Annotated in this window: 22 protein-coding genes; 11 read left to right on the top strand and 11 right to left on the bottom strand. The window is 73.0% G+C overall.

All coding sequences use genetic code 11. The annotated features are described in order from the left end of the window. Position 1: 1 nt before the first annotated feature. Together ACGFIR_RS05375 and ACGFIR_RS05370 are read right to left on the bottom strand one after the other, a co-directional pair. Positions 2-961, bottom strand: coding sequence for an ATP-binding cassette domain-containing protein (locus ACGFIR_RS05375; RefSeq protein WP_393000133.1), 960 nt, complete (start codon positions 959-961; stop codon positions 2-4). 133 nt (positions 962-1,094) lie between these two features. Beyond that, a complete protein-coding gene (locus tag ACGFIR_RS05370) occupies positions 1,095-1,760 on the bottom strand; it encodes a PadR family transcriptional regulator (protein WP_393143339.1) in 666 nt (221 codons plus the stop codon). Positions 1,761-1,893: 133 nt separating this feature from the next. Between ACGFIR_RS05370 and ACGFIR_RS05365 the strand changes: the two genes are divergently transcribed. Then, positions 1,894-3,645: an acetyl/propionyl/methylcrotonyl-CoA carboxylase subunit alpha gene (locus ACGFIR_RS05365; protein ID WP_393143337.1), complete on the top strand. Its 1,752-nt coding sequence runs from the start codon at positions 1,894-1,896 to the stop codon at positions 3,643-3,645. Between the two features lie 82 nt (positions 3,646-3,727). Here ACGFIR_RS05365 and ACGFIR_RS05360 read toward each other — a convergent pair whose 3' ends face one another. Then, positions 3,728-4,618 (bottom strand): LysR family transcriptional regulator ArgP, encoded by an 891-nt coding sequence (locus ACGFIR_RS05360; protein ID WP_393143762.1) that lies wholly within the window; start codon positions 4,616-4,618, stop codon positions 3,728-3,730. 97 nt (positions 4,619-4,715) lie between these two features. Here ACGFIR_RS05360 and ACGFIR_RS05355 point away from each other — a divergent pair, with 97 nt between their 5' ends. Both ACGFIR_RS05355 and ACGFIR_RS05350 read left to right on the top strand, forming a co-directional pair. Beyond that, entirely contained in the window at positions 4,716-5,312 is a 597-nt protein-coding gene (locus tag ACGFIR_RS05355) for a LysE/ArgO family amino acid transporter (RefSeq protein ID WP_393143760.1), read from the top strand. Positions 5,313-5,394: 82 nt separating this feature from the next. Next, positions 5,395-6,834, top strand: coding sequence for a GuaB1 family IMP dehydrogenase-related protein (locus ACGFIR_RS05350; RefSeq protein ID WP_393000137.1), 1,440 nt, complete (start codon positions 5,395-5,397; stop codon positions 6,832-6,834). A gap of 30 nt (positions 6,835-6,864) precedes the next feature. On the opposite strand, the gene ACGFIR_RS05345 is transcribed toward ACGFIR_RS05350, so the two are convergent. Further along, on the bottom strand, positions 6,865-7,458 hold the full coding sequence (locus ACGFIR_RS05345; protein WP_393000139.1) for a TetR/AcrR family transcriptional regulator: 594 nt from the start codon (positions 7,456-7,458) through the stop codon (positions 6,865-6,867). An 87-nt stretch (positions 7,459-7,545) separates the two neighbouring features. Here ACGFIR_RS05345 and ACGFIR_RS05340 point away from each other — a divergent pair, with 87 nt between their 5' ends. The 4 genes from ACGFIR_RS05340 to ACGFIR_RS05325 all read left to right on the top strand — a co-directional run bounded on the left by ACGFIR_RS05340 (position 7,546) and on the right by ACGFIR_RS05325 (position 12,239). After that, complete coding sequence (locus ACGFIR_RS05340; RefSeq protein ID WP_393143335.1) at positions 7,546-7,992, top strand: DoxX family membrane protein; 447 nt, start codon at positions 7,546-7,548, stop codon at positions 7,990-7,992. A gap of 25 nt (positions 7,993-8,017) precedes the next feature. Continuing rightward, on the top strand, positions 8,018-8,482 hold the full coding sequence (locus ACGFIR_RS05335) for a MarR family winged helix-turn-helix transcriptional regulator (protein WP_393000143.1): 465 nt from the start codon (positions 8,018-8,020) through the stop codon (positions 8,480-8,482). Further along, positions 8,476-10,209, top strand: a complete 1,734-nt coding sequence (locus tag ACGFIR_RS05330; RefSeq protein WP_393143333.1) for an ABC transporter ATP-binding protein — start codon at positions 8,476-8,478, stop codon at positions 10,207-10,209. Before ACGFIR_RS05335 ends, ACGFIR_RS05330 begins: the two co-directional genes overlap by 7 nt. 92 nt (positions 10,210-10,301) lie before the next feature. Beyond that, complete coding sequence (locus ACGFIR_RS05325) at positions 10,302-12,239, top strand: ABC transporter ATP-binding protein (protein ID WP_393143758.1); 1,938 nt, start codon at positions 10,302-10,304, stop codon at positions 12,237-12,239. A gap of 56 nt (positions 12,240-12,295) precedes the next feature. Here ACGFIR_RS05325 and thrS read toward each other — a convergent pair whose 3' ends face one another. Next, positions 12,296-13,513, bottom strand: a complete 1,218-nt coding sequence (gene thrS, locus ACGFIR_RS05320) for a threonine--tRNA ligase (RefSeq protein WP_393143331.1) — start codon at positions 13,511-13,513, stop codon at positions 12,296-12,298. A gap of 528 nt (positions 13,514-14,041) precedes the next feature. Here thrS and ACGFIR_RS05315 point away from each other — a divergent pair. After that, positions 14,042-14,680, top strand: coding sequence for a DedA family protein (locus ACGFIR_RS05315; RefSeq protein ID WP_393000149.1), 639 nt, complete (start codon positions 14,042-14,044; stop codon positions 14,678-14,680). Positions 14,681-14,766: 86 nt separating this feature from the next. Here the strand turns inward: ACGFIR_RS05315 and ACGFIR_RS05310 are convergent, their stop codons facing one another. Next, on the bottom strand, positions 14,767-15,366 hold the full coding sequence (locus ACGFIR_RS05310) for a TetR/AcrR family transcriptional regulator (protein ID WP_393000151.1): 600 nt from the start codon (positions 15,364-15,366) through the stop codon (positions 14,767-14,769). 124 nt (positions 15,367-15,490) lie between these two features. Here ACGFIR_RS05310 and ACGFIR_RS05305 point away from each other — a divergent pair, with 124 nt between their 5' ends. Further along, positions 15,491-16,324 carry an enoyl-CoA hydratase/isomerase family protein gene (locus ACGFIR_RS05305; RefSeq protein WP_393000153.1) on the top strand — a complete coding sequence of 278 codons (834 nt, stop codon included), beginning with the start codon at positions 15,491-15,493 and terminating at the stop codon, positions 16,322-16,324. Positions 16,325-16,484: 160 nt separating this feature from the next. Beyond that, a complete protein-coding gene (locus ACGFIR_RS05300) occupies positions 16,485-17,105 on the top strand; it encodes a DUF998 domain-containing protein (protein WP_393143329.1) in 621 nt (206 codons plus the stop codon). Here the strand turns inward: ACGFIR_RS05300 and ACGFIR_RS05295 are convergent. Further along, positions 17,083-18,486: an NAD(P)H-quinone dehydrogenase gene (locus tag ACGFIR_RS05295; RefSeq protein ID WP_393000157.1), complete on the bottom strand. Its 1,404-nt coding sequence runs from the start codon at positions 18,484-18,486 to the stop codon at positions 17,083-17,085. The two genes, ACGFIR_RS05300 and ACGFIR_RS05295, sit on opposite strands and share 23 nt — an antisense overlap. Before the next feature lie 165 nt (positions 18,487-18,651). Between ACGFIR_RS05295 and ACGFIR_RS05290 the strand changes: the two genes are divergently transcribed. Next, the gene (locus ACGFIR_RS05290; RefSeq protein ID WP_393000159.1) at positions 18,652-19,107 is read left to right on the top strand and encodes a gamma-glutamylcyclotransferase; all 456 of its coding nucleotides are present in this window, start codon (positions 18,652-18,654) and stop codon (positions 19,105-19,107) included. A 91-nt stretch (positions 19,108-19,198) separates the two neighbouring features. Here the strand turns inward: ACGFIR_RS05290 and ACGFIR_RS05285 are convergent, their stop codons facing one another. From ACGFIR_RS05285 to ACGFIR_RS05270, 4 genes are all read right to left on the bottom strand, one after another. Continuing rightward, positions 19,199-20,161: a GNAT family N-acetyltransferase gene (locus ACGFIR_RS05285; protein ID WP_393143327.1), complete on the bottom strand. Its 963-nt coding sequence runs from the start codon at positions 20,159-20,161 to the stop codon at positions 19,199-19,201. Positions 20,162-20,223: 62 nt separating this feature from the next. Beyond that, positions 20,224-20,967, bottom strand: a complete 744-nt coding sequence (locus ACGFIR_RS05280) for a hypothetical protein (protein ID WP_393143325.1) — start codon at positions 20,965-20,967, stop codon at positions 20,224-20,226. Between the two features lie 58 nt (positions 20,968-21,025). Then, positions 21,026-21,955, bottom strand: coding sequence for a hypothetical protein (locus ACGFIR_RS05275; RefSeq protein ID WP_393143323.1), 930 nt, complete (start codon positions 21,953-21,955; stop codon positions 21,026-21,028). A gap of 5 nt (positions 21,956-21,960) precedes the next feature. Continuing rightward, positions 21,961-22,590, bottom strand: coding sequence for an MBL fold metallo-hydrolase (locus ACGFIR_RS05270; protein ID WP_393143321.1), 630 nt, complete (start codon positions 22,588-22,590; stop codon positions 21,961-21,963). Positions 22,591-22,702 lie beyond the last annotated feature (112 nt).

Here is a 22,702-nt window from a genome sequence, read left to right as displayed (position 1 = left end):
GTCAGGACTCGCGCAGCGAGCGGCCGGTCTTGGTGAGGAAGACGTCGTCGAGGCTGGGGCGGTGCAGCTCGATGGACCGGAGCCCGAGGTCGGCGGTGTCGAGGCGGCGCAGGATCTGCGGGATGGCGGTGGCGCCCTCGTCGACGTAGAGCCGCAGCCCGCCCTCCTCGACGGTCTCCAGCTTGTTGACGTACGGCTCGCCGTCGAGCAGCTGCGCGGCCTGCGGGGTGGCCGCCGCGTCGAGCCCGACCAGCACGACGTCGCCGGAGATCTCGCGCTTCAGGTCCGCCGGGGTGCCCTCCGCGACCACCTCGCCGTGGTCCATGATCGCGATCCGGTCGCAGAGCGCGTCGGCCTCCTCCAGGTAGTGGGTGGTGATGAAGACGGTCATGCCGTCGGCCCGCAGCCGGCGGATCTCGTCCCACATGTGCGCCCGGCTCTGCGGGTCGAGGCCGGTCGTCGGCTCGTCGAGGAAGACGATCTGCGGCTCGTGGATGATGCCGAGGGCGATGTCCACCCGTCGGCGCTGACCGCCGGAGTAGGTCTTGCACTTGCGGTCGGCGTACTCGGTGAGCTGGAAGGCGTCGAGGGCGCGGGCGGCCCGCCGGTGCGCTTCGGCCTTGCCGATGCCGTACATGCGGGCGTGCAGGACGAGTTCCTCGCGGGCGGTGGACTCGTCCCAGGTGCTGCCGCCCTGGGCGACGTAGCCGATGCGGCGGCGCACCTCGGCCGGGTCCTTGCGCAGGTCCGCCCCGGCGACGGTGGCCTCACCGCCGTCCGGCTCGATCAGCGTGGCCAGCATCCGCAGGGTGGTGGTCTTGCCGGCGCCGTTGGGGCCGAGGAAACCGAAGATCTCCCCCTCGGTGACCTTCAGGTCGACGCCGCGTACCGCGTCGACGGTCTTCGTCTGGCGACCCTCTCGGGAGCGGAACGACTTCCGCAACCCTCTGGTCTCGATCATCTCTGCTCCTGGTCGTCCGGGCCGGTGCCACCGGCCGCCTGTCTGTCCCTCGGAGACGACGCCGGACGGCATGGCTCTCCCCCGTGGCGTCCCGGGCAGGCTAACGCGATATAGCTTTTATGGTCAACGTTGATTATTCGCGCTCCGGCAGCTGGTCGCGATCCTGGTCAGCTCCCACGTCCGGCGCCGGCCGGGGCGGCAACCGCTCCTCCCAGCCCTCCCACCCCTGCGCCCGCGCCAGCCCGTCGGGCAGGTACGACACCCCCGACTCGATCCGTTCGGCGATCCGCTCGCACCAGGAGATCTCCGCCTCCGACCGGGCCGTCCAGAGTTCGAACATCCACCCCACGTGCACCGGCTTGGTCTCACGCATCCAGCCAGAACTCAACGAGGCACGCATCCACTCGACACCGGCACGCAGCAGGTTCGCCCGGTTGCGCAGGGCGGCCGCCGCCTCCTCGCGCGGCATGGCGGGCAGGAAGGAGAACGCCGCCGCGAACGGATCGGGGGGCTCGTGCAGCTGCCACCACAGCCCGCGCAGCAGCGACTCGAACTCCTCCTCCCCCTTCGGAGTGACCTCGTACGTGGTGCGGGCCGGACGGGCACCCACCTGCTCGGTGGCCACCTCACGCAACAGCCCTTCCTGGGTCAGCTTGCGCAGGGCGTGGTAGATCGATCCGGGCTGCACGTTCGCCCACCTGTCGGCGCTCCAGCTGAGCAGCTCACGGCGTACGTCGTAGCCGTGCACGGGCTGCATCCAGCGCACCAGACCGAGGATCATCATTCGCGTGGCAGACACCGCACAAGCGTAATAAGCAAACTTGACTAGGGTGCCGTCAGACAGTGCGGCATCCCACACTGAGCGATCGTTAGGGCCGTCACCACGGCCGATACACTCCCGGTCAGTGACCCTCCGGGGAGGAGCCAGCAAGGTGCGCAAGGTACTCATCGCAAACCGCGGCGAGATCGCCGTCCGCGTCATCCGCGCCTGCCGCGACGCCGGCCTCGGCAGCGTCGCCGTCTACGCGGACTCCGACCGCGACGCCCTGCACGCCACGCTCGCCGACGAGGCGTACGCGCTCGACGGGGACACCGCCGCCGAGACGTACCTGCGCATCGACAAGCTGCTGGACGTCGCCGCGAAGGCGGGGGCCGACGCGGTCCACCCCGGCTACGGTTTCCTCTCCGAGAACGCCGACTTCGCCCAGGCGGTCATCGACGCCGGGCTGACCTGGATCGGTCCCACGCCGCAGGCGATCCGGGACCTCGGCGACAAGGTCACCGCCCGGCACATCGCCCAGCGCGCCGGCGCGCCCCTGGTGCCCGGCACCCCCGACCCGGTCGGCGGCCCCGACGAGGTGTTGGCGTTCGCCGTCGACCACGGCCTGCCGGTCGCCATCAAGGCCGCGTTCGGTGGCGGCGGGCGCGGGCTCAAGGTGGCCCGCACGATGGAGGAGATCCCGCACCTGTTCGAGTCGGCCACCCGCGAGGCGGTCGCCGCGTTCGGCCGGGGCGAGTGCTTCGTCGAGCGCTACCTCGACAAGCCCCGGCACGTCGAGGCGCAGGTGCTGGCCGACCAGCACGGCAACGTGATCGTGGTCGGCACCCGGGACTGCTCCCTCCAGCGCCGGCACCAGAAGCTGGTCGAGGAGGCCCCCGCGCCGTTCCTCACCGACGCGCAGCGCGCCCAGATCCACGACAGCGCCAAGGCGATCTGCCGGGAGGCGGGCTACCACGGCGCCGGCACGGTCGAATACCTGGTCGGCGCCGACGGCACCATCTCCTTCCTGGAGGTCAACACCCGCCTCCAGGTCGAGCACCCGGTCACCGAGGAGACCGCCGGCATCGACCTGGTCCGCGAGCAGTTCCGGATCGCCGACGGCGAGAAGCTGCGGCTCACCGAGGACCCGACGCCGCGCGGGCACTCCATCGAGTTCCGGATCAACGGCGAGGACCCGGGCCGCAACTTCCTGCCCGCCCCCGGCACGGTCACCGCGCTGCGGCTGCCCACCGGCCCCGGCGTCCGGGTGGACACCGGCATCTCCGCCGGCGACGTGATCGGCGGCAACTTCGACTCGCTGCTGGCCAAGGTGATCATCACGGGCGAGACGCGTGCCGAGGCGCTGGAGCGGGCCCGCCGCGCCCTGGACGAGATGGTCGTCGAGGGCATGGCCACCGCGCTGCCGTTCCACCGGCTGGTCATCCGGGACGAGGCGTTCACCGCCGAGCCGTTCACCGTGCACACCCGGTGGATCGAAACCGAGTTCGACAACACCGTCGCGCCGTTCACCGCCGCCGCCGGTCCCGCCGAGGCCCCGGCCGAGCGCGAGACCGTCGTGGTCGAGGTCGGCGGCAAGCGGCTGGAGGTCCGCCTCCCCGCCGGCTTCGGCGGGGGTACGACCACCGGCGCGCCCGCCGCGCGCAAGCCGGCCCGCCGGGGCGGCGGGGCCAAGGCCGGTGCCGCCGTCAGCGGCGACGCGCTCACCTCCCCGATGCAGGGCACGATCGTGAAAATCGCGGTCGCCGACGGCGACACCGTCGCCGAGGGTGACCTGGTGGTCGTGCTGGAGGCGATGAAGATGGAGCAGCCGCTGCACGCCCACAAGGCGGGTACGGTCAGCGGCCTCGCGGCCGAGGTCGGCGCCGTCATCACCGCCGGCGCGTCGATCTGCACCATCGCCTGAGGTGCACGGAAGGGCGGCTTCCTGACGTTTCGGGGAGGGGCCCTTCCTGGCGCACGCGGCGTGCCACCCGCCGCCGCACGGGTCAGCGCAGTTCGGCGGCGGCCACCGCCCGGATGGCGACCGTCAACGCGTCCAGCGTGGTGGAGTCCACCCGCCAGTGCTGCCAGTACAGCGGGCGGTCCAGGTGCCGCCCGGCGCCGAGGTCGACGCAGCGCCCGGCGGCGATGTCGGCGTGGGCGATCCGCTCGGGGACCAGCCCCCAGCCCAGCCCGAGCCGCACCGCCTCGTTGAAGCCGTCGAAGGACGGGACGTAGTGGATCGGCGGGTCGAGCCGGCGCCGGGTCACCGTGCGGGCGAACTTGTGCTGGAGCTGGTCCTTACGGTCGAACGCCATCATGGGCGCCGACGCGAGGGCGGCCTCGGTGAGGCCGTCGGGGAAGTGGCGGGCGGCGAACCGGGTCTCGGCCAGCGCGACGTACCGCATGGCGCCCAGCCGCTCCACCCGGCAGCCCTGCACGGCCTCGCGCTGTGCGGTCACCGCCGCCATCGCCGTGCCGTCGCGGATCAGCTCCGCCGTGTGGTCCTCGTCGTCGCGGCGGACGTCGAACAGGAGCGCCAGCTCGGCGGGCAGCCGGGCCAGCGCGGCGACGAACCAGGTGCCCAGCGAGTCGCCGTTCGCCACGACCGTCACCCGGGTGGCGGCGGGACCGCCGAGCGCGGGCGGCCGGGCCACCTCCAGCGCCTCCCGTTCCAGCAGGGCCACCTGCCCGGCCAGCCGCAACAGGGGCCGGCCCGCCTCGGTGCTCCGGCACGGCTTCGTCCGCCGGACGAGCACCTGCCCGACGGCCTGTTCCAGCGCCTTGATCCGCTGGCTGACGGCAGAGGGGGTGACGTGCAGGGACTGCGCCGCCGCCTCGAAGCTGCCCTCGCGGACCACCGTGGCGAACGTCCGGAGCTGAGTGGTGTCCAGCATGATGAAGCTGAGCTTAACCATCATCAGAATCCTTAGCTGGGCTGCACCCACCGCGGCCTCGTAGCCTCGGCTGGTGCCCGACATCCTCAGCAGCTCCGTGGCCGGTTCCGCCGCCGCCGGCTTCACCCTCGCCATCGCGCTGATCGCCGCCATCGGCGCGCAGAACGCCTTCGTCCTGCGGCAGGGCCTGCGCCGCGAGCACGTCCTGCCGGTGGTCGCCGTCTGCGCCGGCTCCGACGCGCTGCTCATCACGGTCGGCATCGCCGGCATGCACGGCGCGACGGCGGAGTACCCCACCGCCCTCACCGCCGTCCGCTGGTTCGGCGCCGCGTTCCTGCTCGGGTACGCCGTGCTGGCCGCCCGCCGCGCGCTGCGCCCCGGCGCGCTCTCCCCCGCCGACCGGCCACCGGCCCGGCTCGGCGCGACGCTGCTGGCGTGCCTCGCCTTCACCTACCTCAACCCGCACGTGTACCTGGACACCGTCCTCCTGCTCGGCGGGGTGGCCCGCCAGCATCCGCACCACTGGGTCTTCGGCGCGGGCGCCGCGCTGGCCAGCGTGGTCTGGTTCAGCGCCCTGGGCTTCGCCGCCCACCGGCTCGCGCCCGTCCTGGCCCGCCCGGCGGCCTGGCGGCTCGTCGACGGCGCGGTGGCCATCGTGATGGTCGCGGTCGCGGCGGCCCTGCTGCTCGGCTGAGCGCGCCCGGTCCCCGGCGTGATCGGGGTGTTTTCGGCTACCACCGGGGGCGCGGATCCCGGCGGGCGGGAATGATGGCGGCGTGCGGTTCCTTCACGGCGCGGCTCCCGCGCACGACCTGACCTACAACGACGTCTTCATGGCGCCCGCCCGTTCCGAGGTGGGCTCGCGGCTCGACGTCGACCTGGCCACCACCGACGGTACGGGCACCACCATCCCGCTGGTCGTGTCGAACATGACGGCGGTCTCCGGCCGCCGGATGGCCGAGACGGTCGCCCGGCGCGGCGCGATCGCCGTGATCCCGCAGGACATCCCCATCGAGGTGGTCGCGAACGTCGTCGCCTGGGTCAAGCAGCGGCACCTCGTGCACGACACGGCGATCACGCTGGGCCCGACCGACACCGTCGGCGACGCGATCCACCTGCTGCCGAAGCGGTCGCACGGCGCCGTCGTGGTCATCGACGACGAGAGCCGGCCGGTGGGCGTGGTGACCGAGGCCGACACCCTCAGCGTGGACCGCTTCGCGCAGCTCCGGCACGTGATGTCCACCGAGCTGCACACCGTGCCGGCGGACGCGGATCCGCGTACCGGCTTCGACCGGCTCTCGGCGGGCCGGCGCCGGCTCGCCCCGGTGGTCGACGCCGAGGGGCGCCTGGTCGGGGTCCTGACCCGGCAGGGCGCGCTGCGGGCGACCCTCTACCGGCCGGCGGTCGACGACCGGGGCCGGCTGCGCATCGCCGCCGCCGTGGGCATCAACGGCGACGTGACCGGCAAGGCGGCGGCGCTGCTGGAGGCGGGGGTGGACACGCTGGTCGTGGACACCGCACACGGTCACCAGGAACGGATGATCGCCGCCCTGCGGGCGGTCCGCGCGCTGGACCCGGCGGTCCCGGTCGCGGCGGGCAACGTGGTGACCGCCGAGGGCGTACGCGACCTGGTGCAGGCGGGCGCGGACATCGTCAAGGTCGGCGTCGGCCCGGGCGCGATGTGCACGACCCGGATGATGACCGGGGTGGGCCGGCCGCAGTTCTCCGCCGTGCTCGACTGCGCCGCGGCGGCCCGTCAGCTCGGCCGGCACGTCTGGGCCGACGGCGGCGTACGGCACCCGCGCGACGTGGCGCTGGCGCTGGCCGCCGGCGCGTCGAACGTCATGATCGGCTCCTGGTTCGCCGGCACGTACGAGTCCCCCGGCGACCTCTACACCGATGCCGACGGCCGCCGTTACAAGGAGAGTTTCGGCATGGCCTCCGCGCGGGCGGTCAGCGCGCGCACGGCCGACGACAGCGCGTACGACCGGGCCCGCAAGGCGGTCTTCGAGGAGGGCATCTCCTCCGCCAGGATGTACCTGGACCCGACCCGCCCGGGCGTGGAGGACCTCATCGACGAGATCATCGCGGGGGTGCGCAGCGCCTTCACCTACGCGGGCGCCCGCGACCTCGCCGAGTTCCACGAGCGGGCCCTGGTCGGCGTGCAGAGCACGGCCGGCTACACCGAGGGGATGCCGCTGCCCACCAGCTGGTGACCCGGCCACCGGGCCCTGTTCCGCACGCCGTCACGGCTTCGGCGCCGGAGGTCGTCGGGACTTCGGGAAGAGGCGGTGGATCACGTCGCGGGCCGCCGCCCGGGGGTCGTCGCCGACCTGGGGCGGCAGCGCGCCCGAGAGCCAGAGCGTGGCGAAGCCGTGCACGATCGACCAGGCCGCGAGCGCGTCGCCCTGCGGGTCCTTCGCCGTCGGGCGTGTGTCGGACAGCGCGGCGACGCCCGAGTGCAACGCGTCGCCGGAGCGTCGGCGGGCCGCCAGCAACTCCGGGTCGTCGGCGCGGTAGAGGTCCGGACGGAACATGACCTCGAAGTGCGCGCGGTGCCGCACCGCGAAGTCGACGTATGCGACGCCCCTGTCGAGCAGGTCGCCGCCAGCGTCGTGCAACGCCTTGGCCAGCAGGTGGAAGCCCTCGGTGGCGAGGGCGGTGAGCAGCCCGGACTTGTCGCCGAAGTGGTGCGCCGGGGCGGCGTGCGAGACGCCCGCCCGGCGGGCCAGGTCGCGCAGGCTCAGTGCCGCCGGGCCCGACTCCTCGATGGCCCGGACGGCCGCCGCGAGCAGGGTGCGACGCAGGTCCCCGTGATGGTAACCACGCGTTCCGGTCATGCCGCGATCTTATCTTGTCATTGACAAGTTCGCACCCGTCGGGGCAATCTTGCCGGCGACAAGTTTCCCTTCTCCGGAGGTGTGCAGATGGCATCGCTGATCGCCCTCGTGGCCGGCACCACGCTCGCCCGGCTGGCCGGCGCGGCCGGCGTGAGCGCCCTCGACGGCTGGCATCCCGCGCTGCGGGTGGGACTGGCGCTGATGTTCGTGGTGACCGGCGTGGCGCACTTCGCCCCCAGCCACCGGGCAGACATGATCATGATGGTGCCGCCCGGCCTGCCCCGGGCCGACCTGCTGGTCACCCTCACCGGGGTGCTGGAGCTGGTGGGCGCGGTCGGGCTGCTGGTGCCGGCGACCGCCCGCTGGGCCGCAGCCGGACTGGCCCTGCTGATGCTGGCCATGTTCCCGGCGAACGTCTCGGCGGCCCGGCGCGGCCTGACCCTGGCCGGCCGCCCGGTGACCCCCCTCGGCCGGCGGACGGCAGCGCAGATCCTCTTCGTCGCCGTGGCCGTCAGCATTTCGTTTGGCCCCTGACCTTCAGGACGCTAATCTATCGACCATGGAATTGATGACGCTACGGGACGTGCCGATAGCGCGACTGCTCGTGGTCGCCGGGCACGTCACCGGGCAGCGGTGGAACCGCTACCTCGCCGAGACACACGGCCTCACCCAGGCCGGGATGGTCACCCTGATGACCCTCGCCGAGCACGGCGAACTGCCGCACCGCACGGTCGCCGAGCACTGCTTCGTCCGGCCGGCCACGCTGACCGGCATCGTCGACACCCTCGCCCGCGACGGACTCGTCGAGCGGCAACGCGACACGACCGACCGGCGCAGCGTCAAGATCGCGATCACCGCGGCCGGCCGGGCCCGGGTCGAGGCGCTGACCGCCCTGATCCGTTCCGGCGCCCCGCTCACCTCCGTCGACGCCGACCCGGCGAAGGCGGCGGTGATCCGCGAGTTCCTCCTTGAGGTCATCGCCAGCGGCGACCACGGCGCCCCGGAAGGGATCCCGGCATGCTGACCCGACTGCTGCGTACGCACCTCCGCCCCTACCACCGGCCGCTGGCCGCCGTGGTGCTGCTCCAGTTCGTCGGCACCATCGCGTCGCTCTACCTGCCCAGCCTCAACGCCGACATCATCGACCTCGGCGTGGCCCGTGGCGACACCGGCTACATCCTGCGTACGGGCGGCTGGATGCTCGCGGTCAGCGTGGTCCAGATCGTCTGCTCGGTGGCGGCCGTCTACCTCGGCGCGCGCACGGCGATGGCCTTCGGCCGCGACGTCCGGTCGTCGATCTTCAGCCACGTCAACCGCTTCTCCGCCCGCGAGGTCGCCCGCTTCGGCGCGCCCTCCCTGATCACCCGCAACACCAACGACGTGCAGCAGGTGCAGATGCTCGTGCTGATGAGCTGCACCATGCTCGTCTCCGTGCCCATCATGAGCGTCGGTGGCGTGGTGATGGCGCTGCGCGAGGACGTCGGGCTCTCCTGGCTGATGCTGATCAGCGTGCCCGTACTGGCCGTCGCGCTGTGGCTGATCATCCGGCGGATGGTGCCGGGCTTCCGGCTCATGCAGACCCGCATCGACACCGTCAACCGCGTACTGCGCGAGCAGATCACCGGCATCCGGGTGGTACGGGCGTTCGTCCGGGAACCGTACGAGACGGATCGCTTCGCCACGGCGAACGCGGACCTCACCGCGACCGCCCTGCGCATCGGCCGCCTGATGGCGCTGATCTTCCCGGTGGTGATGCTGGTGCTCAACGTCTCCAGCGTCGCGGTGCTCTGGTTCGGCGCCGAGCGGGTGGACGGCGGGGCGATCCAGGTCGGCTCCCTCACCGCCTTCCTCCAGTACCTGATGCAGATCCTGATGGCCGTCATGATGGCCACCTTCATGCTGATGATGGTCCCGCGGGCGGCGGTCTGCGCCGAACGGATCGTCGAGGTGCTCGACACCGACTCGTCCGTGGTGCCCGCCGCCCGCCCCGTGACCGAGGTGACGACCCACGGCGAGCTGGAACTGCGCGACGTCGGGTTCCAGTACCCCGGCGCCGCCGAGCCGGTGCTGCGCAACGTGTCGTTCCGGGTGACCCCGGGCACGACGACGGCGGTCATCGGCAGCACCGGCTCGGGCAAGACCACCCTGCTGTCGCTCGTGCCCCGACTGGTCGACGCGACCGCGGGCACGCTGCTGGTCGACGGCGTCGACGTACGGGAGCTGGCGCCGGACGAGCTGTGGCGCCGCATCGGGCTGGTGCCGCAACGGCCGTACCTGTTCAGCGGGACCGTGGCGAGCAACCTGCGCTACGGCAACCCGGAGGCGACCGACGCGGAGCTCTGGGAGGCGCTGGAGATCGCCCAGGCCCGGGACTTCGTCGAGGCGATGCCCGAGGGGCTGGCGGCGCCGATCGCACAGGGCGGCACGAACGTCTCCGGCGGGCAACGGCAACGGCTGGCCATCGCGCGGGCCCTGGTCCGGCGGCCGGAGATCTACCTCTTCGACGACTCGTTCTCCGCGCTCGACCTCGGCACGGACGCGCGACTGCGGGCGGCGCTGCGCCCCGTCACCGCCGACGCCGCCGTGGTGATCGTGGCGCAGCGGGTCTCCACCATCGTCGGCGCCGACCAGATCGTCGTACTGGAGAACGGGGGCGTGGTGGGGATCGGCCGACACGGCGAACTGCTACGCACCTGCCCGACGTACGCCGAGATCGTGGCGTCCCAGAACACGAGCGAGGTCGTCGCGTGAGCTCCGTACCACAGCAGAAGGCGGCCGACGCGCGGACGCCGAAGCGGCTGCCGCCCGGCGGGCAGCGCGGCGGTCCGCACGGCGGCATCGGGATGCCCGCCGAGCGGTCGATGAACTTCGGACCCTCGGCCCGGCGACTGCTGGGCCGGCTGCGCCCGCAGCGCGTCCAGCTCGTCGCGGTGATCGCGCTGGCGGTGGTCAGTGTCGGGCTCAGCGTGCTCGGGCCGAAGGTGCTCGGCTGGGCCACCGACCTGATCTTCACGGGGGTGATCGGCCGGCAGCTGCCGGCGGGCACCACCGCCGACCAGGCGGTGGCCGCCGCGCGGGCGGCCGGTAACGACAACTTCGCCGACATGCTCGCCCGGATGGACGTGGTGCCCGGCGTGGGCATCGACTTCGCCGCGCTGGCGCGGGTGCTGCTGCTGGCGCTCGGGCTCTACCTGGCGGCCAGCCTGCTGATGTGGTGGCAGGGCTGGCTACTCAACGGGGTGGTGCAGCGCACCGTGCTGCGGCTGCGCGCCGACGTGGAGGACAAGCTCAACCGGCTGCCTCTGCCCTACTTCGACCGGCAGCCCCGCGGCGAGCTGCTCAGCCGGGTCACCAACGACATCGACAACATCTCGACCAGCCTCCAGCAGACGCTGAGCCAGCTGCTCACCTCGCTGCTCACCGTGATCGGCGTGCTGGCCATGATGTTCTGGATCTCGCCGCTGCTGGCCCTGGTGGCGCTCGTCGCGGTGCCGGTCTCGGTGATCGTCACCGGCGTCATCGCCAAGCGGTCGCAGCAGCAGTTCATCGCCCAGTGGGCGCACACCGGCGAGCTGAACGGCCAGATCGAGGAGGCGTTCACCGGCCACGAGCTGGTCAAGGTCTTCGGCCGGCAGCGCGAGGTGGAGGCCGCCTTCACCGCGAAGAACGAGGAGCTGTTCCGGGCGAGCTTCGGCGCCCAGTTCATCTCCGGGATCATCATGCCGGCGATGATGTTCGTCGGGAACCTCAGCTACGTGGCGATCGCCGTCGTCGGCGGCCTGCGGGTGGCATCCGGCTCGATGAGCCTCGGCGACGTGCAGGCGTTCATCCAGTACTCCCGGCAGTTCACCCAGCCGCTCACCCAGGTCGCCTCGATGGCGAACCTGCTCCAGTCCGGGGTCGCCTCCGCCGAGCGGGTCTTCGCCGTGCTCGACGCCGAGGAGCAGAGCCCCGACCCGGCCCAGCCGGCGCGCGTACGCGCCCCGCACGGCCGGGTCGAGTTCTCCCACGTCTCCTTCCGGTACGCCCCGGACAAGCCGCTGATCGAGGACCTCTCCCTGGTGGCCGAGCCCGGTCACACGGTGGCGATCGTCGGGCCGACCGGGGCCGGCAAGACCACCCTGGTCAACCTGATCATGCGCTTCTACGAGCTGGACGCCGGCCGGATCACGCTCGACGGGGTGGACGTCACCACGATGCGCCGCGACGACCTGCGGGGCCGGATCGGCATGGTGCTCCAGGAGACCTGGCTCTTCGGAGGCACCATCCGGGACAACATCGCGTACGGCCGGCCCGGGGCGAGCGAGGAGGAGATCGTGGCCGCGGCCCGGGCGACGTTCGTGGACCGGTTCGTGCGCAGCCTGCCCGACGGCTACGACACGGTGATCGACGAGGAGGGCAGCAACGTCAGCGCCGGCGAGAAGCAGCTCATCACGATCGCCCGCGCCTTCCTCGCCGAGCCGTCGCTGCTGATCCTGGACGAGGCGACCAGCTCGGTGGACACCCGTACCGAGGTGCTGCTCCAGCGCGCGATGGCGGCGCTGCGGTCGGACCGGACGAGCTTCGTCATCGCGCACCGGCTCTCCACGATCCGCGACGCCGACCTGATCCTGATGATGGAGGACGGCCGGATCGTGGAGCAGGGCACGCACGACGAGCTGCTCGCCGCGCAGGGCGCGTACCACCGGCTGTACCGGTCGCAGTTCACCGCCGCCCTCCAGCCCGACCCCGACCCCCGGCCCGACCCCGAGCCCGTGCCGCTCGAGGGGTCCACACGGTGACCGGGAGGCCGCCGGTGGCACCGGGCGGGCGGCCGGCATCGGGGCCGGGCGGGAGCTCAGTGCGCCGGCAGCAGGGTCGGGGAGCGGTCGGCCACCACCGCGCCGATCAGCCGGAGGGCGTCAGCGGTGGGCATCGGGTCCAGGGCGCGACCGCCGCGCAACCGCAGCGCGACCGCGCCCCCGGCCGCCTCACGGGGGCCGATGACGGCGGCGTACGGGACCCGGGCACGGGCCGCGTCGCGGATGCGGGAGCCCAGCGAGCCGGCCCCGTCGACCTCGACGCGCAGCCCCGCCGCCAGCCCGTCACGGGCGAGCCGGGCCGCCGCGGCGGCCTGGCCCTCCCCGACGGGCAGCACGACCAGCTGCACCGGGGCGTACCAGGCGGGGAAGGCGCCCTCGTGGACCTCGATCAGGTACGCGAAGAGCCGCTCCATGCTGCCCACGAGGCTGCGGTGCACCATCACGGGTCGACGCCGCGCCCCGGACGCCTCGGTGTACGACAGGTCGAACCGCTCCGGCTTGTCGAAGTCGAGCTGGACGGTGGAGAGGGTGAACTCCCGCCCCGCCGCGTCACGCACCTGGATGTCGATCTTGGGACCGTAGAACGCGGCCTCCCCCGGCGCCTCGGTGAACGCCACCCCGTCGAGCGCGGCGCGCAGCAGCTCCTCGGCCCGCGCCCAGCCGGCCTCGTCACCGACGTACCTCTCCCCCGGCCCGCGCAGCGACAGCCGGAACCCCGCCGGCCGTACGCCGAGCGCCGCGTGCGCCTCGCGGATCAGCCGGAGGATCCCGGCGACCTCCTCGCCCACCTGCTCCAGGGCGCAGAAGTTGTGCGCGTCGTTGAGCGAGATGGCCCGCACCCGGGACAGGCCGCCGAGCACCCCCGAGCGCTCGGCCCGGTACATGCCGCCCAGCTCGGCGATCCGCAGCGGCAGCTCCCGGTAGGAGCGGCCCCGGGCCCGGAACACCAGCGCGTGGTGCGGGCAGAGCGCCGGGCGCAGCACGAACTCGTCGTCGGCGCCGAGCGCCATGGGCGGGAACATGTCGTCGGCGAAGTAGCCGAGATGGCCGGAGAGTTCGAAGAGTTCCCGCTTGCCCAGCGGCGGGGTGACGACGTGCCGGTAGCCGGCCCGGCGTTCCAGCTCGCGGACGTACTCCTCGACGGCGTGCCGGGCGGCGGCGCCCGCCGGCAACCAGAGCGGCAGCCCGGCGCCGGCCAGCGGATCGGAGTCGAACAGCTCCAGCTCCCGGCCGAGCCTGCGGTGGTCGATCATGTGGCGCTCCTTGATCGGGTACGCCCCGCGGGCGACCCGGTCACCGGACGCCGGAAGGCCCCGGGGCGGATCGCCCCGGGGCCTCGTCGACGGTCAGGTCAGTGCGGCACGCCGGGGTCTCCCGGCGTCGTGGTGGACATCGCACTGCGCATACGGCGACGGTACGCCCCCGCCCGGAGCGACCGCAGCGGGTTTTTCCGGTCGGTCCGGCACCCGGACGGCGTTGGCTCGGTTCGGCGCGGGGACGGGCCGCCGGCACGGGACCTGCCGGCGGCCCGCGGCGGCCGGACCGTCAGGAACGGGGGACCCGACGGTCGTGGGGCCGCGCGCCGACAACGGTACGCCGGGCCGCTGCGATCCGCCGACCCTCGCGGTAGGCGCGTCCGTCACCTTCGACGGGGTCCGCTCGTTGTGTCCGGTGGCCCTGCCGTGTCCGTGGTCACCACGAGCCAGGGCCGTGCCCTGTGACGTCGCACGGCCCGTCAGGCTCGATATCCAGATTCGGCCCCGTCCGGCGAGGTGGCAGTCGTGCCCGAACTACTCACTGAGATCGCGTCGCCGGCCTGGGCGTACCTCGTACTGCTGGCACTGCTGGTCGCGGACGCCTTCGTCCCCGTGATCCCCACCCAGGTCGTGATGATCACCGGTGGGGCCCTCACCGTGTACGGCGGGCTGAACCTGCCGGCGACCATCGCCGTGGGGGCGCTCGGCGTCTTCGTCGGGGACCTGGCCTGCTACCTGCTCGGGCGGAGCGCACCGGACCGCCGGGCACCACGGGACGTCGTGCGGGGCCGGGCCCGACGGGTCGTCAGCCGGGTCACCCAGGGGCTGCGCCGGCCCGGGCCACTCGTGATCCTGCTCTGCCGCTTCGTGCCGGGTGGCCGGATGGCGGCCTGCTTCTCGGCCGGCCGCAGCCGGTACCCGTACCGGCTGTTCCTGCTCTACGAGGGGCTGGCGGCGCTCGGCTGGGCCACGTACGGGGGGCTGGTCGGGCACCTCGGCGGGACGGCGCTCACCGAGTCGGCGTGGCGGCTGGCGCTGATCGCCGGGGTGGCGGCGGCCGGCTTCGCGGCGGCGGGCTGGGCCATGACCCTCATCGGCGCCCGGCGGGCCACCGCGGTTCCGGTCGTCGTGACGGCGGGGACGGACGCGCCCGCGGCGGAGTGACCGGTCGCGCCAGCGCCGCCCCGTGCGCTGACCAGGAACGTTCACCGGATCTGTCGGCAGCGCCAGAGGTGGCTACGGACGCCATGTCAGGGGTCAGCGGTTCGGGTGCACCACCAGCCTTCCAACAGCAGGTGTAGGTACCGTTCGGTGAGGTCGGTGGGTTCAGGTGCCTGTTTGGCCGCCCAGGCCATCGCGTTGACCGTCACAAGCAGTTCATCTGCGTTCAGGTCGGACCGGACGTGACCTGACCGCTGGGCACGGTCCAGCAGATCGGCCGCAGCCGTACGGAGCCCCTCGCATGAGGCGTGTAGGCGTGAGTCCGGGTCGTGGAGAGCGCTCATGACCGAGGCGGGCAGTCCGTCGTAGCGGGTCGAGCTGTGGGCCAACTGCCGCAGCCAGGTGATCAGTGCGTCGCGGGGATCAGTGGACAGAAGAAGCTCCGCCGCCTCGGCGCGCAGTGTGTCGAAGCCGTGGCCAAGCAGTGCCTCCAGCAGCGCTTCCCGATTGGGAAAGTGCCGGTACAACGTCCCGATCCCGACGCCGGCGCGTCGAGCGACCTCCCGCAGCGAGGCGTCGGTGCCCTGCTCGGCGAAGGTGGCCCGGGCAGCGGTCAGCAACTGTTCGTAGTTGCGGCGGGCGTCGCTGCGTGTCGAGCCTTCGGTCCGTTCGACCTTCGCGTTCCCCATCCAGGCACCTCCCGACACCGATATTGCTAACCGGAGCGGCGCTCCGTATTATCGGAGCAGCGCTCCGGTCTCCTTTGGAGAGCTTACCTTCCGTGCCCGTCCATAGCTGTCGAGAGGCGCCCCGATGCCCAAGGAACTAGACGAATGGCACGCCCGTTCAGGCGGCTACGTGCAGCGTCCCAACTTCGAGTCGTACGCCGCGAAGTACGCCGACTACTTCGTCATGCAACGCCGTGACGGGATCATCGAACTGCGGATGCACACCGGTGGCGGACCCGCTCAGTTCAGCTTCGCCATGCACAACGCCTGGGGCCAGGCATGGCAGGAGATCGGCAACGATCCCCACAACGAGGTCCTGATCCTCACCGGCACCGGCGACCTGTGGCTCACCACCGAGACCGCTCCCGACGAGGCCGCGAGGACGCTCATGCAGCAGCCACGCCCTAAAGACTTCGCCTACGAGCACACCTACTACGACGCAACCAAACTGCTGGAGAACCTCGTCTTCGGCATCGACATCCCCACCATCGCGGCGATCAACGGCCCAAGCATCGCCCACACCGAGTTCGCGCTGCTCTGCGATATCACCCTGGCCGCCGAGACCACGACCATCATCGACCCGCACCTGCCGACCGGGGTCGCACCCGGCGACGGCCAGCAACTGACCCTGCAGGAACTCATCGGCACCAAGCGGGCCGCCTATCACCTCTACACCGGCAAACCGATCACGGCGCGGCAGGCGCTTGAACTCGGCCTGGTCAACGAGGTGCTGCCCGCCGACCAGCTTCTTCCACGCGCCTGGGACATCGCTCAAACCATCATGAAGAGCCCGAGGACCGCGCGCCGGCTCACCCACGCCATCGTGCAGCGGCCCTGGAAGCGCCGGCTCGTCCACGACCTCGGCTTCGGCATCGCCCACGAGATGTTCGGCATCTCCGCCGACCGGCTTCGCGGATAGCCGATGATCGGCGGCGCCGCGCCGAGGACGAGCCGTGGTACGGGCAGCGTGTCACCAACCCGGTGAACGTACGTGGCCAGCGCACTAGGGGTGGTCCCGGGGACCGATTTCGGTGGCCGGCCCGGATCCGCCTGGGGTGCCCCGGGCGACAGGCTGAGCCATGCGCGGAACCCGGAACAGTGGACTGCTGGCCCTCGGCGGGATCGCCCTGGCAGCGCTGCTCGCCGTGATCGGCCATGTCGCGGTGAACGAGGACCTGGACCCGTGGACGCTGACCATCAGCGACTTCGCCGTCTCGGACCGAGGCGGCGTCATCGACGTCGCCATGATCGTGCTCGCGGCGGCCACCGCCGTGCTCCTGCCCGCCCTGTGGCGTACCCACGCCCCGCCCGCCAATCGGGCGGGGCGGGCGGCCGAGGCGTTGCTGGTCGCCTGGAGCGGCGGGCTGCTGCTGGCCGCAGTCGTACCGACGAACGAGCCCGGCCTGCCCATGGACACCGCCGCGTACGTCCACCGGTACGCCTCGGTGGTCGCCTTCCTGGCGCTGCCCGTCGCCGGCTGGCTGCTCGCCCGACGCCTGCCGGACGCCGCAGCCCGCCGGGTACGCGCCCTCGTCACCGCCAGCCTGGTCCTGGCGGCGGCGATGATCTGGTCCGCCTATCCCGGCGACCGGCTGCTGCTCGGCCTGGTCGAACGGCTGCTCATCCTCACCGAGGTCGCCGTGCTCGTCGTCGTCGCGGTCGCCCTGCTCCGGCGGGTCACTCCAGCTCGTGCAGCATGAGCTGGCGGGCGGCCTCCGTGATGGAGCCGGAGAGGCTCGGATAGATCGTGATCGTCTGGGCCAGCTCGTTGACCGTGAGGTTGTTCTCCACCGCCATGGTGATCGGCAGGATCAGCTCACTCGCCTTCGGCGCCACCACCACGCCGCCGATCACCTGACCGCTGGCCGGGCGGCAGAAGAGCTTGACGAAGCCGTCGGCCAGGTCGTCCATCTTGGCGCGGGCGTTGCCGTCCAGCGGCAGCATCACCTGCCGGGCCGGCACCTTGCCCGCGTCGACCTCGTCCTGCGAGACGCCCACCGTGGCCAGCTCCGGATCGGTGAACACGTTCGCCGCGACGGTACGCAGCCGCAGCGGCCGGACCGCCTCGCCGAGCGCGTGCCACATCGCGATCCGCCCCTGCATGGCGGCCACGCTGGCCAGCGGCAGCACGCCCGTGCAGTCGCCGGCGGCGTAGATGCCGGGCACGTTGGTCCGCGAGACCCGGTCGACGGTGACGTAGCCGCCCTGTGCCAGCGCCACGCCGTACTCGGCCAGGCCCAGGTCGGCGGTGTTGGGGATGGAGCCGACCGCGATCAGCGCGTGGGAGCCGGCCACCAGGCGGCCGTCGGAGAGCTCGACCTCCACCCCGTCGGCGGTACGCCGGACCGCGTCCGCCCGGGAGTTGTTCAGGATGCTCATGCCCCGGTTGCGGAAGACCCGCTCGATCGCCATCGCCGCGTCGGCGTCCTCGTGCGGCATCACCCGGTCGCGGCTGGAGACCAGGGTCACCCGCACACCCATCGCCAGGTACGCGCTGGCGAACTCCGCGCCGGTGACGCCGGAGCCGACCACGATCAGGTGCTCGGGCAGCTCCGGCAGGTCGTACACCTGGCGCCAGGTCAGGATGCGCTCGCCGTCCGGTACGGCGGTGGGCAGCTGGCGCGGGGTGGCGCCGGTGGCGATCAGCACGGTCGACGCGGCGATCGACTGCTTCTCGCCGCCGTCGGTCGGGGTGACGAGCACCCGGTGGGTGTGGCCGAGGGTGTCCTCGCCGAGGCGGGCGGTGCCCGACACGAAGGTCACCCCGGCCTTGAGCAGCTTGGCGTGGATGTCGGCGGACTGGGCGAGCGCGAGGCGCTTGACCCGCTCGTGCACCGCGCTGGCGTCGACGGTGACGGCCTCCAGCCCGTCGGAGTGCACCCCGAACTCCTCGGTGTCCCGGTAGCCGGTGACCACCTCGGAGCTGGCGATGAAGGTCTTCGACGGTACGCAGTCGGACAGCACGCAGGCCCCGCCGGCGCCCTCGGCCTCCACGACGGTGACGTCAGCGTCCAGCTGAGCGGCGACCAGGGCCGCCTCGTAACCGGCCGGTCCACCACCGATGATCACGATCCGGCTCACAGAGCCATCCTTTCGTTCGCGACTGCGGGGCTCCGCTCCGCTGCGCTCCTCGCGCTCACCTTGCCCGCCCTTCGTCAGTGCTCACAGTGACTTTCTTCTCCCGAACGCGTCCGACACGCACTGTCGTATTCTCCCCCACCCGGCGGGCGGGCTATCGTCATCGCCGTGCGTCATCACGCCGCCTACGGCTCAAACCTCGACCCCGCCCGCATGCGCGCCTACTGTCCGCATTCGCCGATGGTGGGCACCGGCTGGCTGGAAGGCTGGCGACTCACCTTCGCGGGCGAGGACGTGATCGGCTGGGAGGGTGCGGTCAGCACGGTCGTCGAGTCTCCCGGCGACCGGGTCTTCGTGGCGATCTACGACATCCACCCCTACGACGCCGCCCAGCTCGACGAGATCGAGGGGGTCACCGCCGGCACGTACCGCAAGCTGCACGTACGCGTCTCCACCCTCGACGGCGACGTGACCGCGTGGATCTACGTCTTCGACGGCTACGAGGGCGGGCTGCCGACGGCGTGGTACCTCTCGGAGATCGCGAACGCCGCCGAGAAGGCGGGCGCCCCGGACGACTACGTCACCGAGCTGCGGTCCCGCCCCACCGGCACCGCGTCGGCCTAGCCCACCTCGTCGGCCCAGCGCGTCTCCCACGCCGCCCAGTCTGCTCCGGGGCGGGCCGGCGGTTCCAGGCGGCCCCGGCCGGCGTCGTCAATCACACACCGGCGGCCGGTACGACCAGCTCGTACATGTCGGCCCAGCGCGCCTCGCGCAGCCCCACCGACCGGTAGAGCGACAGCGGGGCGGTCGGGTTGGCCAGGTCGACCCCGAGGCCGGCGGACTCCCGGCCCTTCTGCGCGTACCGGGCGAACGCGTGGTTCAGCAGTGCCGCGCCCACCCCGCGGCGCCGGTGACCGGGCAGCACGGCGAGGTTCCTGACCCATCCCTCGTTCCGGTCGAGCGCCTGGTCGGACGACCGGAGTACGCCGGCGGGCCGCCCGTCCACCTCGGCGACGAACCACTCGTCCCAGGCCGTGTCGGGCCTGATGAGGGCCCGCCACCGGTCGTAGTCCGACGGCTCGTAGTCCAGCGTGTCGCGGAAGGCGGTGTCGTAGATCCGGTAGAAGTCGCGCAGCTCCGACTCGTCGCCGGGGCGCAGCGGGCGGACCGTCACCCCGGGCGGCGCTGGCGGCGGCTCGCCGGGCACCCCCGCCAGCGACCGGCGCATCAGCTGATAGCGCTTGACGAAGTCGAACCCCGCGTCGGTCAATTCGGCCGCCCAGCGGCGCTCGGGCTCGCAGGCGGGGCACCGCACGGTCAGGGCCGGCAGGCCGCGTTCGGCGGCCCGCCCGGCCACCCGCTCCAACTGCCGGGCCAGCAGCGGCGCCCGCACCGACACGCCCCGCTCCGGGTCGACGAACACGTCGACGGACTCCCGCCCGATCCCGGTCTCGTTGTGCAGGATCGCCCACGCCACCAGCGCGCCGTCCGGATCGAGCACCACCCAGGAGTCCCGCTCCGGGTCGACGTTCGGCGCGGTCAGCGCCTCCCGCACGTCGTCGGCGTCGAAGTCCGGGTAGCCGATGGCGAAGGTGTCGGCGGCGTGCACCACCGCGAGGATCGCCGGCACGTCGTCCAGGGTGGGGCGGCGGGCGTGCCAGCCGGCGGGGAGAGTCACGGGGGCGATCCTGACAGGCGGGCCGCCGGGCCGCCGCCCATTTTCCGGCCGCCGCGCCGGCCTCAGCCCGCCTCGACCACGTGGACCCGGGTCGCGGCGAGCAGCTCCACCAGCTCGGCGCCGTCCGCCGGCCCGAGCGCCGCGAAGGCCGGCGACGCCAACCGGTTGGTCACCGCCTCGGCCCAGAGCCGCCTGCGTACCAACGGCCCGACCGGTGGGTACGGCGGCGGCCAGCCGCAGGCGACCGCACCCGCCTCCCCATCGGGGCCGGCGAGCACGGCCTCCAGCGGGGTCATCCCGCTGGCCCGGACCGCGAGCAGGTGCGCCCCGGCGAAGTGCTCCCGGAGCAGGCGCAGGCCGACGGCCGCCCGGGCGCCGGCCGTGCGGACCGGCACCGGCAGGGCGCGCCAGGCGGCGAAGAGCGGCAGGCCGCTGGCGTCCGCGGCGTCGACCGCGCGGCCGAGCAGAGCGGCGAGGCGGCTCACCCCGGTGAGGGAGTCGAGCCGCTCCTCGCCCCACCGGCAGCACTCGGCCAGGGTGGCGGCCGCCACCTCGACAGGCGGGACGACCCGGCGGGCCGCGTCCCAACCGTCGGCGACCGCTTCGGGGGCCAGGAAGCCGAGAGCGGCGGCGACCGTCTCCGCACGGACGTCCCCGAGGGCCCCGGCCCGCCCGGTGACGTAGAACGCCCAGCCGGAGATGCCGAGCAGCCGCGCCCGGCGCAGGGTGGTGGGGCAGCGGGTGAAGACGTCGCCGAGTTCCAGCACGACCGGCTTGCTGGCTGCGGCGACCTGTTCCGGCGTCATCCGTCCGCTCCCCGGTCGACCCGTCCGTCCACAGGGGTCAGTCTGCCGCGTCGCCGTCCTACCCGGCATCCCCCTCTTCGGCGTCGAGCGCCTCCATCGCGGCCTCGACCTCGCCCGCGCGGCGGCGCGCGGCCGTCACCGTCCGTTCCGCCCCGCGCCGCGCCAGCCTCGCCCGGCTGAGGTCCTGCTCGGCGACGGCCCGGCGCCGCTCCAGCTCGGCCAGTTCCGCCTCGACCGCGTCCAGGGCGGCGACGCCGTCGCGCTCGGCCGCCGTCGCGTCGGCCAGCTCCGCGTCGGCCCGTTCCTGTTCGGTACGCGCCTTCGTCAGCTCCTTCTCCAGCGCCCGCCGTCGGCGCGCCCGCTCCGCCCGGGCGGCCCGCTCCGCCTGCTCGGCGCGGAACGCCGCCTGGTCGGCCCCGCGCCGCTGCTTCCCGGCCGGCTCGGGCCGGGGCTCCGGCTCCGGCTCCTCCCCACCCGTCACCAGCCGCAGTTGGGGGCGGGGCACCTCCCCGAAGCCGGCGTAGGTGGCGGCCTTCAGCAGCCGGCCGGAGCGGACCTGCTCGGCGACGTCGGTGTCGGCGAGCGCGGCGTTGAGGGTGGCCTCCACCTCGGCCAGCGGCAGCTTCCCGGCCGGTGGGGCGCCCTCGGCCCCGGCCGCCAGCTTGCGCACCTCGGCGACGAGCGCGCCGACCACCGCCCGCCGCTGGGTGGAAAGTTCCCGCAGCCGGGGCCCGCGCAGCTCGCGTTGGGCGGTACGCAACGCCTCGGCGAGCTGGGCCAGGTCGGCGACCAGCTCGGGGCGGCGGACGGCGAGCAGGTTGACCAGCCAGGCGGCCACGGTGGGCCGGCGCAGCCGGGCGATCTCCCGGGCGCCCTTCGGGTCGCCCGCGCGGCGGGCCTCGGCGGCGGCCTCGTCGCGGATCGCGACGAACCGGTCCGGCGAGGTGGTGTAGAGCTGGTGCAGCAGCTCTCGGGACGGGCCGGGCATCGCCGTCAGGCGTCGATCCGGGTGCCCGGTTCGAGCCGGCGGTAGTCGACGTCGGACAGGCGCGTGAAGTTGCTGTTCAGCACGTTGAGCCCGTTGTCGTTGAGCAGCCCGTCGTGCAGCGCGTACGCCCGGCGGGGCGCGACCGCCCGCAGGAAGTCCAGCGACTCGGAGAACTTCGTCCACGGGGCGTGTATCGGCAGGAAGAGCGTGTCGACCTGGATGTCCTCGGGGACGAACAGGCTGTCCCCGGGGTGGTAGACGGTGTCGTTCAGCAGGTACGCCAGGTTGTCCACCACCGGGATGTCGGGGTGGATCACGGCGTGTCGGCCGCCGTGGGCGCGTACCGGCACGCCGGCGGCCGTGAACGACTGTCCGGGTCGGACGGGTTCGAGCGCCTCGGCGGCGTCGCCCAGTACGCCGGTCAGCGAGGCCGGGCCGTGGATGACGAACCGGCGCCGGTCGAGCTGCCGGGTGACCGCCTCGACGTCGAGGTGGTCGGGGTGCTCGTGGGTGATCAGCACCGCGTCCGCGGCGTCGAGCGCCGCCGCCTCGCTGAACACGCCCGGGTCGATGACCAGCACTCCCCCGTCGTGTTCCACCCGCAGGCAGGAGTGGGCGTACTTGGTGAGCTGCATCGTGACTCCAAGATTATCGAATCGTGACGTCCTGAGCGCAGTCTGCCGGAACCGACGTGGTGCCGCGTCGCGTCTGAGGTATCGCCCCGCACGGGGGCCAAGGACTATGGAG

It is taken from the genome of Micromonospora sp. NPDC049051 (genome assembly GCF_043197575.1).
Lineage (GTDB): Bacteria > Actinomycetota > Actinomycetes > Mycobacteriales > Micromonosporaceae > Micromonospora.
The sequence above is the reverse complement of the archived record's forward strand: the minus strand, read 5'-3'. Positions and strand labels throughout refer to the sequence as shown.